At 54.6% G+C, this 14,280-nt stretch carries 15 protein-coding genes; 13 read left to right on the top strand and 2 right to left on the bottom strand.

What is annotated here, in order from left to right; all coding sequences use genetic code 11:
- Positions 1-31: 31 nt before the first annotated feature.
- Genes IZU99_06425 through IZU99_06415 form a run of 3 tightly spaced genes read left to right on the top strand, consistent with a single transcriptional unit; the run spans position 32 to position 3,941 of the window.
- Complete coding sequence (locus tag IZU99_06425; GenBank protein ID UOO36917.1) at positions 32-1,828, top strand: FtsW/RodA/SpoVE family cell cycle protein; 1,797 nt, start codon at positions 32-34, stop codon at positions 1,826-1,828.
- A 42-nt stretch (positions 1,829-1,870) separates the two neighbouring features.
- The gene (locus IZU99_06420; protein UOO36916.1) at positions 1,871-3,214 is read left to right on the top strand and encodes a penicillin-binding protein; all 1,344 of its coding nucleotides are present in this window, start codon (positions 1,871-1,873) and stop codon (positions 3,212-3,214) included.
- 10 nt (positions 3,215-3,224) lie between these two features.
- Entirely contained in the window at positions 3,225-3,941 is a 717-nt protein-coding gene (locus IZU99_06415) for a tRNA threonylcarbamoyladenosine dehydratase (GenBank protein UOO36915.1), read from the top strand.
- Between the two features lie 47 nt (positions 3,942-3,988).
- Here IZU99_06415 and IZU99_06410 read toward each other — a convergent pair whose 3' ends face one another.
- Complete coding sequence (locus IZU99_06410; GenBank protein UOO36914.1) at positions 3,989-4,861, bottom strand: hypothetical protein; 873 nt, start codon at positions 4,859-4,861, stop codon at positions 3,989-3,991.
- A gap of 269 nt (positions 4,862-5,130) precedes the next feature.
- Between IZU99_06410 and rplS the strand changes: the two genes are divergently transcribed.
- The 6 genes from rplS (at position 5,131) to IZU99_06380 (ending at position 9,691) form a co-directional block, all read left to right on the top strand.
- Entirely contained in the window at positions 5,131-5,472 is a 342-nt protein-coding gene (gene rplS, locus IZU99_06405) for a 50S ribosomal protein L19 (GenBank protein UOO36913.1), read from the top strand.
- A gap of 316 nt (positions 5,473-5,788) precedes the next feature.
- Positions 5,789-6,331, top strand: coding sequence for a signal peptidase I (gene lepB, locus IZU99_06400; GenBank protein UOO38772.1), 543 nt, complete (start codon positions 5,789-5,791; stop codon positions 6,329-6,331).
- 18 nt (positions 6,332-6,349) lie between these two features.
- Positions 6,350-7,195 carry a ribosome biogenesis GTPase YlqF gene (ylqF, locus tag IZU99_06395; GenBank protein UOO38771.1) on the top strand — a complete coding sequence of 282 codons (846 nt, stop codon included), beginning with the start codon at positions 6,350-6,352 and terminating at the stop codon, positions 7,193-7,195.
- A gap of 7 nt (positions 7,196-7,202) precedes the next feature.
- Positions 7,203-7,829: a ribonuclease HII gene (locus tag IZU99_06390; GenBank protein UOO36912.1), complete on the top strand. Its 627-nt coding sequence runs from the start codon at positions 7,203-7,205 to the stop codon at positions 7,827-7,829.
- Positions 7,826-8,188, top strand: a complete 363-nt coding sequence (locus tag IZU99_06385) for a YraN family protein (protein ID UOO36911.1) — start codon at positions 7,826-7,828, stop codon at positions 8,186-8,188. The genes IZU99_06390 and IZU99_06385 overlap by 4 nt, the downstream gene beginning before the upstream one ends.
- 15 nt (positions 8,189-8,203) lie before the next feature.
- Positions 8,204-9,691 carry a threonine synthase gene (locus IZU99_06380; GenBank protein ID UOO36910.1) on the top strand — a complete coding sequence of 496 codons (1,488 nt, stop codon included), beginning with the start codon at positions 8,204-8,206 and terminating at the stop codon, positions 9,689-9,691.
- 54 nt (positions 9,692-9,745) lie between these two features.
- Here the strand turns inward: IZU99_06380 and IZU99_06375 are convergent, their stop codons facing one another.
- Positions 9,746-9,928 carry a DUF1540 domain-containing protein gene (locus tag IZU99_06375; protein ID UOO36909.1) on the bottom strand — a complete coding sequence of 61 codons (183 nt, stop codon included), beginning with the start codon at positions 9,926-9,928 and terminating at the stop codon, positions 9,746-9,748.
- 86 nt (positions 9,929-10,014) lie between these two features.
- On the opposite strand from IZU99_06375, the gene IZU99_06370 reads away from it, so the two are divergent.
- From IZU99_06370 to clpX, 4 genes are all read left to right on the top strand, one after another.
- Positions 10,015-10,704: a metallophosphoesterase gene (locus tag IZU99_06370; GenBank protein UOO36908.1), complete on the top strand. Its 690-nt coding sequence runs from the start codon at positions 10,015-10,017 to the stop codon at positions 10,702-10,704.
- Positions 10,705-10,785: 81 nt separating this feature from the next.
- Positions 10,786-12,276 carry a trigger factor gene (locus IZU99_06365; protein UOO36907.1) on the top strand — a complete coding sequence of 497 codons (1,491 nt, stop codon included), beginning with the start codon at positions 10,786-10,788 and terminating at the stop codon, positions 12,274-12,276.
- Positions 12,277-12,362: 86 nt separating this feature from the next.
- Positions 12,363-12,944 (top strand): ATP-dependent Clp endopeptidase proteolytic subunit ClpP, encoded by a 582-nt coding sequence (clpP, locus tag IZU99_06360; GenBank protein ID UOO36906.1) that lies wholly within the window; start codon positions 12,363-12,365, stop codon positions 12,942-12,944.
- Between the two features lie 13 nt (positions 12,945-12,957).
- Positions 12,958-14,244, top strand: a complete 1,287-nt coding sequence (clpX, locus tag IZU99_06355; GenBank protein ID UOO36905.1) for an ATP-dependent Clp protease ATP-binding subunit ClpX — start codon at positions 12,958-12,960, stop codon at positions 14,242-14,244.
- Positions 14,245-14,280: the final 36 nt, after the last annotated feature.

The following is a 14,280-nucleotide window of genomic DNA, read 5'->3' as shown; positions in this document are numbered from 1 at the left end:
TGACGCCGACGCCCCTTTTGCCCGCCCGCCGATGCTTGATGACCTTGAAAGCGGGGGAAAACGGTTGGATGCGATCACAGGGCTAACGACAAAGCTGCACGAAGCCGTCAGCGCGGATGCGGCGGGCATCTTTTCCTATATCACGCTATTTATTCGGTTTTTACTGCCGCTTTGCGCGGGGATCGTGGCTTATCGCGCCATCCGCTCACTTCTTCGCGGCCATGACGACCCGGAAGAGTGGGGTTATCTCAGCTTGCCGAATGGGGCGCGCGTCGGCCTGTATCACTGGGAGAATATCATCGGCCGATCGCAGACAGCCGATGTGCGCTTAAACTACCCGACGCTGTCGAGAAGTCACGCGGCGCTCATCCGTGACGACAAAGGCACGTGGCGGCTTTATGATCTCCAGTCAAAAGGCGGCGTTTTTTTAAACAAAAAGAAAATTGACAATGAGGCGGAGATCGATAACGGGGATATCATCAAGCTCGGCGGCGTTGAGCTTGTTTTTGTGACGATGGGGCCTGTTCATCAGGCTGTTCAGGCTATGGAGCGCGAGCGTCCAGGCCGCGTCATCAGACCGTCCTTAACCCTTTTTTTTCTGACGCTTTTTCAACTCCTGCTTGGCTTTGCGTTGTGCATCGCACCGGGAGAGGCCCTTTCACCGGCTGTCCCAATCGCCTTTTTGGCGCTGACGGCGCTCACATGGCTGACGTATATTGCCACGCGGCTGCTCCGCCGCGTGGCGTTTGAAGCCGAAACACTGGCGTTTCTGCTTTGCACCATCGGCATGGCCGTAACGGCGTCAGCGGCGCCGGGAGATCTCTACAAACAGGCCGCACTTTTAACGGCCGGTGTCGGTCTTTATTTTCTCATCGGCTGGTTTCTGCGCGATTTAGCAAATGCCGTGCGTCTGCGCTGGCCCATCGGCATCACGGGCCTTGTTTTATTGGCACTGAACCTCCTGCTCAGCCCAACGGTATTTGGCGCGCGCAACTGGCTGTCAGTCGGTGGCATGAGCTTTCAGCCATCTGAATTTGTCAAGCTGGCGTTTGTTTTTGTCGGGGCGGCGACGCTCGACCGATTGTTTGCCAAGCGCAACCTCTTTTTGTTCGTTGCGTATGCCGGTATCTGCGTTATTGCGCTCGCACTCATCGGCGATTTCGGCACGGCGCTCATCTTCTTTGTGGCATACCTCGTCGTCGCGTTCATCCGTTCCGGTGATCTTGGCACTGTTTCGCTCAGCGTCGCCGGTGCCGGTCTGGCCGGTTTTCTGGCAGTGACGTATAAATCGCATGTCGCGGCCCGCTTTGCCACCTGGGGTCATGCGTGGGAAGCGGCCAGCACCGGCGGTTATCAGCAGACAAGAACAATGGCGGCCGCCGCCAGCGGCGGGCTTTTTGGCGTTGGTCCGGGTAACGGCTGGCTGAAAAACATCTTCGCAGCCGATACCGACCTTGTTTTCGGCATGGTATCCGAAGAGCTGGGGCTCATTCTTGCCGTCATCGCCGTCGCAGCCGTTTTGGCGCTCGTCCTCTACGCCGTGCGCGCATCGCGGACGGCGCGCAGCACCTACTACGTCATTGCCGCGTGTGCGGCGGCGGCTATTTTGGTGTTTCAAATGCTTTTAAACGTTCTTGGCTCCGTTGATATTCTGCCGCTGACGGGCGTGACATTCCCGTTCGTATCGAAGGGCGGCTCGAGTCTTGTGGCCTGCTGGGGCCTTTTGGCCTTTATCAAGGCTGCGGATACGCGCCAGAATGCCAGTCTTGCTTTAAAAATGCCGAAACGGCTTAAAAAAAGGCAGATCAATCTCGACGAAGAATATTAAAGATCCCCCGCGGACAGAAGCTGATGGGAGGTGCGCTGTGAGATGAAAAGAGTCGGCAAACGGTCAATGGCTGTTCTACTGTTAGCGGCGCTCGCCGTTGTTGGGCTCACGCTGTATATCGTCCGTCTTGCCCTTGACGGGCGGAAGTGGGTCTCCTTTCAGTCAAACGCGACTGTTTACACCGGCGGCGTTCTCAACGTCGGCACGGTGCTCGACCGCAACGGCCTTATCCTTTCAACGGTTGAAGATGGTACGCGTGTTTACGCCGACGATGCAACCGTCCGCAAGGCGACGCTGCATGCCGTCGGTGATTTAAGCGGCAATATCGGGACGGGGGCATTATCCGCCTTTGCCTCGCGTCTGGCCGGATATAATTTCATAACGGGCGCGTACTCGAGAACGGGGCAAGGGCAAAACGTGACGCTCTCGATTGACGCATCGCTTAATGTCGCGGCTTATAAGGCGCTGGCTGGACGAAACGGGGCTGTCGGCGTTGTCAATTACAAAACGGGTGAAATCCTCTGTATGGTTTCCACACCGGCCTTTGACCCGGCAAATGTACCGGATTTGTCGGACAGCCGGTATGACGGTGTCTACATCAACCGTTTTCTTTCTGCCGCCTATACGCCGGGCTCCACGTATAAGCTTATCACGCTTGCGGCGGCTATCGACAATATGGACGATTTATATTCCCGCGTCTTTACCTGCAACGGCGGGCTGACCGTCGGCGGGGACTATGTTAAATGCACGGCTAAGCACGGTGAACTATCGATTGAAGACGCGCTGGCCGTCTCCTGCAACACGGCGTTTGCCCAGCTCTCGCTCGATTTGGGGGCCGATACGCTTGCATCGTATGCCGATGCCGTCGGTGTGACAAAAAGCTTTTCAATTGACGGCATAAAAACGGCCACTGGAAAATTCGACAAGGCACCCGCCAGGTCGGCCGATCTCGCCTGGTCGGGAATCGGGCAGTATAACGATCTTGTCTGTCCGGCTGCGATGCTGCGCTATGTCTCGGCCATTGCCAACGGGGGGCTCGCCGTTGATATGACGCTTTTGCACGATACCGGTGTCACCGGCATCATCCCACCCGGCTCCGAGCGCCTTTTGAGCCGGGAAACGGCCGAGAAAATCGCCACGATGATGAATTACAACGTCTATAAGACGTACGGAAAAGATAATTTCCCCGGGCTCCAACTCTACGCGAAGTCCGGTACGGCGGAGGTTGGCGGCGGCAAAGCGCCGAATGCCTGGTTCGTCGGCTATATCACCAATCGAGATTACCCGCTGGCGTTTGTCGTCGTCGTTGAAAACGGCGGCTACGGGGCGCACACGGCCGGGGCCGTCGCCAACACGGTGCTGCAGGCCGCCGTCGGGAAGAAATAAGAGGGACAAGATGCCGGATCAATTTTCAAGAACAAGAATGCTTCTGGGTGACGCAGCTGTCAAACGGCTTTCGAAGGCACGCGTTCTCGTCTTCGGTATCGGCGGCGTCGGCTCGTTTGCGTGCGAGGCGCTCGCCCGCGCAGGCGTTGGCACGCTTGTGCTCGTCGACCATGACGATATAGCACTGACGAATATAAACCGGCAGCTCGTGGCGCTGCACTCAACGCTCGGGCAAAAGAAGGTCGATGTCATGGCCGCGCGAATCCGCGATATTAACCCCTCGGCTGTCGTTGAAACGGTCGATCAGTTTTTTTCGGCTGAAACGGCGGGCCTGTTTGATTTTGCGGCCTATGACTACGTTGTTGACGCCATCGATACCGTGTCAGCCAAGCTGCTCATTGCCGAGTGCTGTCACAACAGTCAAACGCCGCTTGTCAGCGCGACGGGGACGGGGAACAAGCTTGACCCGACAAAGCTTACCGTCGGCGACATTTTTGAAACAAGCGGCGACCCACTGGCGCGTGTTTTCCGCCGGGAGCTTAAAAAGCGCGGCATATCGGCATTGAAGGTCGTCTGGTCTACGGAGACGCCGCGCAAGCCGGTTTCCGAGACGGACGAGGTGCTTGCGCGCCGGTCGGTCCCGGCGAGTGTATCGTTTGTCCCGCCGGCAGCGGGTATGATGCTTGCCGGGGAAGTCGTCCGCGATCTCGTGCGGGAATGGCTGTAAAAGAAAAGGCCGGAGCGATGGCTCCGGCCTTTTATGATGGCGTTTAATTACTGAAAATGTACGTGGCTGTTGATATGGTCGGCGCAGAAGCAGTGATAGCCGTTGCAGCGGGAGCAATAGCGAAACTCCAGATTTGGGAATTCGGCATCCGTCTTGCCGCAGACGGCGCATTTATGGCGGTAGGGGCGCGACGATTCCTCCCGCTGTATTTTTTTTGCCGCCTTTTTAAAGCTGATCGTCTGATACGAGGTACGCGCCCGAATCGGGCCGAAGAGGCGGTGGAGATCACTGTAGCAGAAGAGGAGAAAATTCAAAACGGCCACGACGGGCAAAAAGGCTCCGACGAAATCGGCACGCACGAGGCTGAGCATCATCATCAGCGCAAAGTAGGCGGCGTCAACAATCGCCAGCCACTTGATTTTGATGGGAATGATGAAAAACAAAAGCACCTGCTGCTCGGGATATAAAACGGCAAAAGCAAAGAACATGGAGAGGTTCAGGTAAGACGCGCTGAGAAGGTTTGTGTAAAAAATAGCCCCCGCGCCCATCAGCGCCCAGACGACAAAGCCGTATACGACATTGATGAGAATGCCAATTAAATAATAAATATTGAATTTCGGCGTGCCCCATTCGCGCTCGAGTGTTGAACCAATGAAGTAATAGAAGTATAGCATGATGGCCGTGAAGAGAATGCTGTCACCGACTGGGATGAAGACCCACGAGACAAGACGCCAGATTTGACCATGCAGGATCAAATACGGGTCAAACGTTAACAGGCTCAGAAAAGTACGCGTCGTATCGAGCATCGCAATGAATAAGACGGCGGCCGTGCCGATGATAACCGTCATCATCAGGCGCGGAATGCCGAAGCGGCGGTGCGTCAGGCAAAATTTATCAATGGCTTTCATCAGCGATCTCACGGTGATCCCCCTCAGGCAGATTTAAACATTTTTAGTATAGCATGTTTTACCCGCTGTTTAAAACAGTTCACAAAAAATTTAATCTGACCGGGACGATTAAAATACTTGCAAATTAGTGACCGCCGTGGTAATATATCAAAGCGTTTATATCGATTCGGGTCAAGCAACAGTTTGACTCGGGCATTTTGAGGAACGCATGCTGTTGACCATCTGGGCGGTCCGCTGCGGGTAAACCCCACATGAACGTCTTACATGAAGGGAGGATACAAATGGATCTCATCAAACTGCTCAGTGAAAAATACATGAAGCCGGAGCTGCCCACCATGAATGTGGGTGATACCGTGCGCGTCACGGTTCGCGTCAAGGAAGGCAACCGCGAACGCAACCAGGCTTTTGAAGGCACAATTATCGCCAAAAAACACGGCGGTATCAATGAAACGATTACGGTTCGCCGCATTTCCTACAATGTCGGCTGTGAGAAGGTGTTCCCGGTGCATTCCCCGTCAATCGTCTCCGTTGAGACAATTCGACAGGGTAAGGTCAGAAGGGCGAAGCTGTACTATCTGCGCAACAGAGTCGGCAAAAAAGCCAAAGTTAAAGAACGCATTTAATCAAAAAGTTACTCAGAATAGAAAAAAAGAGGCCGCGGCCTCTTTTTTTTATCCTCGAATTGTGTATAATCATATAAAGACATGGCGAAACGACATGACATGGATGCCGATACTCAACGACTGAGAGGTTTGTTTTATGGACGAAAACGAAATTGACTATGACCTTCTTGAAATAAAATATGGCATCAACCTCCGGCCGGACGCCGATGACGAGGAAACAGCCGACGGGGCCGATAGCGCACCGGCGGAAGAAGAAGTGGCGGACGAGAGCCCGGCAGTTACGAAAGACGGGAAAAAGCATGAGACGTCGGCAGCAATGGAATTATATGACTGGCTGCAGTGTATCGTCTCGGCTATTTTGTGCGGTATCCTGATATTTGTTTTTATCGGCCGCGTGATGGGCGTTGAAGGCCCCTCCATGATGCCGACGCTTGTGAATAACGATAAGATTATTTTGACAAACCTGTTTTACACGCCGAAATACGGCGATATCGTCATCATCAAAACGGTCGCTTTCGGCGATACGCCGATTGTCAAACGTGTCATCGCGACGGAAGGCCAAACAGTCGATATTGATTTTGACACGGGTGATGTTTCAATTGACGGTAAGGTCATTGAAGAAAAATATATTAATGATTTAACGCACAGCCGTGAAGATTTCGTCGGCCCCGTCGTCGTCCCGAAGGGCAATGTTTTCGTCATGGGTGATAACCGCAATGAATCAACCGACAGCCGCAGCAATTACGTCGGCATGGTTGACACACGCCAGATTCTCGGCAAGGTGCTCTTTGTGCTCATCCCCGGGCAAAACACGGATGGGTCGCGCTCGTTTGCCCGAATCGGCACCGTGTACAGATAACGGTCGATGCAGGAAGAAATTAATATCCAGTGGTTTCCCGGCCATATGACGAAGGCGCGGCGGATGATTGCGGACAATTTAAAGCTTGTCGACGCCGTCTGTGAAATCGTTGATGCGCGCATTCCATACGCGAGCCGAAACCCCGATCTGGACAGTATCGCCGGTGCTAAACCGCGCCTTTTAATCCTCAACAGAATCGATCAGGCCGACCCGGCCGTAACGAAGCGCTGGGCCGCCGCTTATCGCTCGGCAGGGCTTTCCGTTTTGGAGACGGACTCCAAAAACGGCAAAGGGACGGCCGGGTTTCCCGACGCCGTCCGCCGTCTTCTGAAGGATAAAATCGAAGCTTATGCCGCCAAAGGGCAGGCCGGACGGACGATACGCCTGATGATTGTCGGCATTCCGAATGTCGGCAAATCGTCGTTTATTAACCGCGTGGCCGGGCGAAAGGCGGCGGAAGCCTCCGACAGGCCGGGCGTCACGCGCGGCAAGCAATGGATCACTCTTGGTCCGGGTCTCGAGCTGCTCGATACGCCGGGTATCCTCTGGCCGAAGTTCGACAGCCAGACGGTTGCGGAGAACCTTGCTTTTACGGGAGCCGTTAAAGATCGGATCCTCGACAGAGAGGCTCTGGCATCAAGGCTCCTGTTGCGCCTTCGTGACGTCTGCCCGGAAAAGCTTGCCGAGCGCTATAAAATTGACATATCAAGCGATGATGGCGTGGCTCTTTTGACGGCAGCGGCGAAAAAACGCGGCTTTTTACTGCCGGGCGGCCTCGTTGACACGGAGCGCATGGCCGTCATTCTTCTCGATGAATTCCGGGGCGGCCGCCTCGGCCGTGTGAGCTTAGAGAGACCGGAGTGACGATGCTGTGGACTGGTGGGCATACGAAAATGAAAGCTTCTCCGACGGATGGCAGATTATCTGCGGCGTAGACGAGGCGGGACGCGGATGTCTTGCCGGGCCCGTCTATGCCGCTGCTGTTATTCTGCCGCCGGGTGTTATCATATCAGGTCTGAACGACTCTAAGAAGCTCAGCGCCCAGCGGCGCGAGGCGCTTTTTGATGTGATCACGCAAACGGCTGTTTCCTGCGCCGTTGGCACGGCGACAGCCCGGGAAATCGATGATGTGAATATTTTAAACGCGACATTTCTTGCCATGAACAGGGCCATCGAAGCTCTTGACTTTACCCCGGAAGTCGCCCTCATTGACGGCAACAGGGCGACAGGCGTCACGGCTGTCTGCCGCTGCATCGTCGGCGGGGACGGCAAATCGGCGTCGATCGCCGCGGCGTCGATTCTTGCCAAAGTGAGCCGTGACCGCTTTATGCGGACGCTGGCGCTTGAGTATCCGGAATACCTATTCGACGTTCACAAGGGCTATGGCACGAAGGCGCATTATGAGCGCCTCGCCGCGCACGGCCCGTCCCCCGTCCATCGGCGGTCGTTTCTGAAAAAGCTGTTCGGCGGCGGTGCTGATCGGAGGCCCTTGGATTGAATACGAAGCTTCGCGGCAGCTGGGGAGAGGCCAGCGCCATGAAATACCTCCGGGACCGTCAGTATATCCCTGTTGCGATGGGATACCGGTCGCGCTATGGGGAGATTGACCTCATCGTGCGCGACGGGCGGTATATCGTCTTTGTGGAGGTCAAGCTGCGGAAGAACAGCAGCTTTGCCGAAGCGCGTGAATTTGTCGACAGAAACAAGCAGGAGCGCCTGCGCAAAACGGCAGCCCTCTGGCTGTGTGCCAATGAGACGCCGCTGCAGCCGCGCTTTGACGTGATCGAAATTTATGCGCCGCAGGGCGCTATAACAGAAAACCCGGTTATTAACCATCTTATCAACGCTTTTGAGTGAAAGGACTTACGGAACATGCAGTATCAAAGCACCAGAGATCAGGGCATCAGCGTATCGGCGGCCCGCGCCATCGCACAGGGCTTATCACGAGACGGCGGCCTTTTTGTCCCAACAGCACTGCCGAATTTAACGGCCGAGACGCTGGAGCGCCTCATCCATATGACGTATATTGACAGGGCTATAGTCCTGATGGGCCTCTTCCTCGATGATTTTTCACCGGAAGAGCTGCGCGCGTTTGCCGAAAAGGCCTATGGCCCAGCCGCCTTTGACAGCCCGGCTGTGGCACCCGTCGTCCCGCTCGACGCACAGACAGTGTTTTTGGAGCTGTGGCACGGGCCGACGTGCGCGTTTAAGGATATGGCGCTTCAGATGCTGCCGCACCTCTTGACAGCCTCGCTCGACAAAACGGGGGAGACGAAGGATGTCTGCATCCTTGTGGCGACGTCCGGCGATACGGGCAAAGCGGCACTCGAGGGCTTCCGGGACGTCCCGCGCACGAAAATCATGGTTTTTTATCCGGAGGACGGCGTTTCCGACGTGCAGAAGCTCCAGATGACGACGCAGGAAGGTCAAAACGTCGGCGTCTGCGCCGTTAGGGGCAATTTTGACGACGCACAAGCCGGCGTCAAATCAATATTTTCGGATGAGCATATGCGCCGTGCGCTTGACAGCGCCGGATATTTCCTTTCATCGGCCAACTCCATCAACTGGGGCCGTCTGCTGCCGCAGATTGTCTATTATGTATCGGCCTGGTGCGACATGATTCAATCCGGCGCGCTTCAAAAGGGCGAGGCGCTCAACTTCTGCGTGCCGACGGGAAATTTCGGTAATATTCTTGCCGGTTTCTATGCAAAAAAAATGGGTCTGCCAATTGGGCGGCTCATTTGCGCGTCCAACTGCAACGACGTTTTGACCGAGTTTATCACGACGGGCGTTTACAACAAAAACAGGCCGTTTTACACGACGATTTCCCCCTCGATGGACATTCTCGTCTCAAGCAATTTAGAGCGGCTGCTCTTTGAACTCTCCGGCGGTGACGACGCGCTTGTGGCGGGGTATATGAAAGCGCTTGCAGACGCGGGCGTCTATTCGGTGTCTGACGATATTAAGGCCGGTATCGCCAAAGACTTTACGAGCGGCTGGAGCTCGGACGACGAGACGAAGAAGACGATTGCCGAGACGTTTAAGGAATACCGCTATCTCATCGACACACACACCGCTGTAGCGTACAGCGTTTTGAAAAATTACCGTGCGCAAACGGGAGACACCACAAAAACCGTCGTTGTCTCAACGGCGAGCCCCTACAAATTCTGCGACAGCGTGCTCGACGCGCTGGGTGATGATTCGGGTGCCAAGAACCTGGACGGCATCGACCGGCTCGAAGCTGTCACCGGCGTTAAAGCGCCGCTTCCGCTTCATCAGCTGCGCGGCAAAACAAAGCGTTTTGACGCATGCGTCGGGAAAGAGGAAATGCCCGCTGTCGTTGCACAATTTTTGAAATAACGGCAGCAGCAATCGTACAAGAAGCGGGGATGGCTTTGCCATCCCCGCTCGAGGTCACTGGACGCCCGTTGCGCGGGGCGCAAATGTGCTGCAGAAGGTTTCCGCCTTTTTATGCGCGTCGGGTGATTCGACCATAATGCTGTCGGCAAAGCATCTGTTGTCATGCCCGTGGAACTTGCAGTTTACGGCGTCGCAGCCGACCCCGTAGAGAACGTCGCTGTGTTTACTGTCAGTCATAGCTTCCTCCTGATGTTTGTCGTGCCAATTGGCATGATTATTATCACCGGTGATGATTTTTTATATGTATGAAGGAAAGGTATGCCATGTCAGTATACGCAATCGGCGATCTGCACCTGTCGTTTGGAACCGACAAGCCGATGGATGTTTTCGGCGCGCGGTGGGATAACTATGTTGAAAAAATGACGGCCGGGTTCTCAGCGCTTGGTGATGATGACACATGCGTTCTCTGCGGGGACGTTTCATGGGGGATGTCGCTTTCTGAGAGCGCCGCAGATTTCAAGTTCATCGACCGTCTGCCCGGCCGAAAGCTGGTTTTAAAGGGTAACCACGATTATTGGTGGTCAACGGCATCGAAAATGACGGCCTTTTTCAACAAAGAAGGCATCACGACGATTGATATTCTCAACAACAACGCCTTTATCATCGACGGCGCGGCGCTCTGCGGGACGCGCGGCTGGTTTTTCGAGGAGGAGACAGGCTCCGACCACGACCGCAAGGTGATGAACAGGGAAGTGCTTCGCCTGGAGGCATCCCTAAAGGCGGCCGGAGACGTCCCCGAAAAGCTCTGTTTTCTGCATTATCCGCCCGTTTTTAAAAATTATGTCTGTCGCGGCATTCTGGACGTTTTGCACCGCTATAACGTTCGTAACTGCTGGTACGGCCACATTCACGGCCTCGGCCATCAGTACGCCGTAACAGGGCTTTATGAAGGTATATCCTTCCATATGGTTTCGGCCGACTATGTGCAGTTTTCGCCCGTGAAAGTCCGGTAAAATTGTTGCAATCGGGCTTTTTCTATGATAGAATACCCCGACTATGCCATAAATGCGACGTGTTCGTAGGAGGAAAATGTTTTGAACGTAACGAGCTGTGAAAAGAAAGACAACAAAATAGCGGCGCTGACCGTCGTAATGACGGCGGAAGAATTCGAGCAGGCACTGGAAGGCGCTTATAAAAAAAATAAGGGCCAGATCGCCGTGCCCGGTTTCCGAAAAGGCAAAGCGCCGCGTAAAATCATTGAAAGAATGTACGGCGCCTCTGTTTTTTATAACGATGCGTTAGACGCCCTTCTGCCCACCGTCTTCACGCATGGCGTGACGGCGGAGAAGCTCAAGACTGTCGGCTATCCGAAGGTGACGGATTTTAACCTTAACGACGACAAATCCGCCGAGGTGAAATTTACCGTCGAGCTCTATCCCGAAGTCAAAAACGTTGTCTACAAGGGCCTTTCGGCCGTTAAGATGCCGGCCGATGTGGACGAGAGCGCTGTGGACGGCGAGGTTGAGAGCGTGCGCGCCCGCAATGCGCGCATCCAGTCAACGACAAGCCCGGCCAAAAACGGCGATACGGCCGTGATTGATTTTGAGGGCTTTATTGACGGCGTGCCGTTTGAAGGCGGCAAGGGTGAAAACTATGACCTCGTCCTCGGTTCGAACACGTTTATTCCCGGCTTTGAAGATAAAATTCTTGGCATGGCCGCCGGTGACTCGGCAGACCTGGATCTCGTCTTCCCGAAGGATTATCACGAGCACCTTGCCGGAAAGCCCGTTGTTTTTAAGGTGACAATTAAAGACGTTAAAGAAAGCATTTTGCCGGAGCTTGACGACGAATTCGTCAAAGATGTGTCGGAATTTGACACCATGGCGGACTATAAAAAGAGCATCCGTGACCGTCTGGCCGAGACGAAGCGTGAGGAGGTCGACAAGGCCTTTGAAAACGCCCTGATGGCCAAAATGGCCGAATCGGTTGAGGCGGAGATTCCCGACGCGATGGTGGAAGAACACCTTGACGGCTCGGTGCAGAATATGACGCGCCAGTTGGCCGCCTACGGGATGGACATTAATTCCTATGCCAGCATGATGGGCATGACGCCGGAGAGCTTCCGTGACTCGATGCGCGCCAGCGCCGTTCATCAGATCAAAACAACGCTCGGTCTTGAAAAGATTGCCGAGCTTGAAAACATTACCGCCACGGACGCCGACATTGAAGCCTTTTACGACGATCTGGCAAAGAAGTATAAGGTTGAGCCGTCTGTCGTCAAAGAATCTGTTCCGCGGGAGACGGTGGAACACGAGGTGATGCTGGAGGCCGCATCAAAAATTGTCTGCAGCCATGCCACGGTTGAGGCGTATAAGCCGGCTGAAGATACAGCCGAAAAGGAGCCGAAAGCGAAAAAAGCAAAAAAGGTTAAGACGGATAGCGAAGCTGCCGATAATATAGTAACAGAGGAAAAACCGGAGAAACCGGCCCGCGCAAAGAAGGCGCCAGCCGACGAAGCGGCGGAAAAACCGGAGAAACCGGCCCGGAAGAAAAAAGCAGCGCCGGACAAAGCGGACAGTGAATAATCCGTCACAAAAGGAATATCGGACGGATAAACTGGTTAACATCATTGACGTGTGAACGGCGCAGACAAATTCAAGGAGTTGACATTATGAGTTTAGTGCCATACGTTGTTGAGCAGACCTCGCGCGGTGAGCGTTCCTACGATATTTTTTCAAGACTGTTAAACGACCGTATCGTTTTCCTCGGCGAAGAGGTCAACGATACAACGGCCAGTCTCGTCGTCGCCCAGCTGTTGTATCTCGAAGCGCAGGACCCTGACAAGGACATTCAGTTTTATATCAACAGTCCAGGCGGTTCTGTCACGGCCGGTTTTGCCATCTATGACACGATGCAGTATATTAAGGCGGATGTCTCCACGATCTGCATCGGCCTTGCCGCCAGCATGGGCGCTTTTTTGCTCGCGGCAGGCGCCAAGGGCAAACGCATCGCGCTGCCCAATTCAGAGATTATGATTCACCAGCCGTCCGGCGGCTTCAGAGGTCAGGCGACCGATATACAGATACATGCCGAAAACATCCTGAAGATGAAAGACAGGCTCAACAAAATCCTCGCCGACAACACGGGCAAGCCGATTGAAGCCGTCCGTGAGGCGACGGAGCGCGACAACTTCTTGACAGCCGAGGAGGCAAAGGCGTTCGGATTGATCGACAGCGTTATTACCAAGCGTTAGGAGTTATTTCCGTATGGCAAAATATGACGATAACAAAATCGTTCGCTGCAGCTTCTGCGGAAAACGGCAGGATCAGGTCAACCGCATTATTGCCGGTCAGGGTGCGTCGTACATTTGCAATGAGTGCATCGCCCTGTGCACGAGCATTTTAGGCGATGAGTTTGTTCCCATGAAAATCGTCCGCTCGGACGATCACGGCGACCTTTCTGAAAAGCTCCCGAAGCCCGCTGAAATCAGGGCGGTGCTCGACGAGTATGTGATTGGGCAGGAGACGGCGAAAATTTCCCTGGCCGTCGCTGTTTACAACCATTACAAGCGTATCTTTTTCGGCGGCACGAACGACACGGAACTGCAAAAGAGCAACATTCTGCTCGTCGGCCCGACCGGGAGCGGCAAGACGCTGTTTGCGCAGACGCTGGCACGCATCCTGCAGGTGCCGTTCGCCATTGCCGACGCAACGACCTTGACTGAGGCGGGCTATGTCGGCGATGACGTTGAGAACATTCTGCTTCGGCTGTTGCAGGCGGCAGACTTCGACGTTGAACGCGCGCAGCGCGGCATCATCTATATCGACGAAATTGACAAGATTGCCCGCAAAAGCGAGAATACGTCCATCACGCGCGACGTTTCCGGCGAGGGTGTCCAGCAGGCGCTGCTGAAAATACTGGAGGGGACGGTTGCCAACGTTCCGCCGCAGGGCGGGCGCAAGCATCCGCATCAGGAATTCATCAGCATCGACACGACGAACATTCTGTTCATCTGCGGCGGCGCGTTTGACGGCGTCGAGCGCATCATTGAAAACAGGCTCGACAAAAAGAGCATGGGCTTTGGCGCGGAGATCAAAAGCAAAAAGGACAAAGACATCGGTCAGACGCTCAAGCATATTCAGGCGCACGACCTGCTCAAATATGGGCTTATTCCGGAGCTTGTCGGCCGGATGCCGGTCATCACGACGCTCCAGTCCTTAAGCCGCGAGGACTTGATACGGATCCTCAAGGAGCCGAAAAATGCCCTGACCCGGCAGTATACCGTTTTGATGAGTTACGATCATGTCAGTCTCGAGTTTAACGAAGACGCCCTGGCGGCCATCGCCGACAAGGCCATCGACATGGAAATCGGCGCGCGCGGTCTGCGCAGCGTCATGGAAGGCATCATGATGAACATCATGTATGACGTGCCGTCCGATAATAAGATCGAAAAGGTCGTCATCACCAAAGAAAGTGTTGTCGGCACGGAATCACCGCGCATCGTCTACCGGCCCAAACCGCAGCTAGACCCAGACGTTATCAACGCATCGTAAAATGATGAGCCGCACCTTGGTGCGGCTCTAAAACCA

The organism is Oscillospiraceae bacterium CM (assembly GCA_022870705.1).
Taxonomy (GTDB): domain Bacteria; phylum Bacillota; class Clostridia; order Oscillospirales; family Oscillospiraceae; genus Sporobacter.
The sequence above is the reverse complement of the archived record's forward strand: the minus strand, read 5'-3'. Positions and strand labels throughout refer to the sequence as shown.

What these genes read in the sequence shown, in the direction of transcription:
- IZU99_06425 (UOO36917.1), top strand. Translation starts at nt 32, where the DNA reads ATGCTTGATGACCTTGAAAGCGGGGGAAAACGGTTGGATGCGATCACA.
- IZU99_06420 (UOO36916.1), top strand. Translation starts at nt 1,871, where the DNA reads ATGAAAAGAGTCGGCAAACGGTCAATGGCTGTTCTACTGTTAGCGGCG.
- IZU99_06415 (UOO36915.1), top strand. Translation starts at nt 3,225, where the DNA reads ATGCCGGATCAATTTTCAAGAACAAGAATGCTTCTGGGTGACGCAGCT.
- rplS (UOO36913.1), top strand. Translation starts at nt 5,131, where the DNA reads ATGGATCTCATCAAACTGCTCAGTGAAAAATACATGAAGCCGGAGCTG.
- lepB (UOO38772.1), top strand. Translation starts at nt 5,789, where the DNA reads ATGGAATTATATGACTGGCTGCAGTGTATCGTCTCGGCTATTTTGTGC.
- IZU99_06380 (UOO36910.1), top strand. Translation starts at nt 8,204, where the DNA reads ATGCAGTATCAAAGCACCAGAGATCAGGGCATCAGCGTATCGGCGGCC.
- IZU99_06375 (UOO36909.1), bottom strand. Translation starts at nt 9,928, where the DNA reads ATGACTGACAGTAAACACAGCGACGTTCTCTACGGGGTCGGCTGCGAC.
- IZU99_06370 (UOO36908.1), top strand. Translation starts at nt 10,015, where the DNA reads ATGTCAGTATACGCAATCGGCGATCTGCACCTGTCGTTTGGAACCGAC.
- clpP (UOO36906.1), top strand. Translation starts at nt 12,363, where the DNA reads ATGAGTTTAGTGCCATACGTTGTTGAGCAGACCTCGCGCGGTGAGCGT.
- clpX (UOO36905.1), top strand. Translation starts at nt 12,958, where the DNA reads ATGGCAAAATATGACGATAACAAAATCGTTCGCTGCAGCTTCTGCGGA.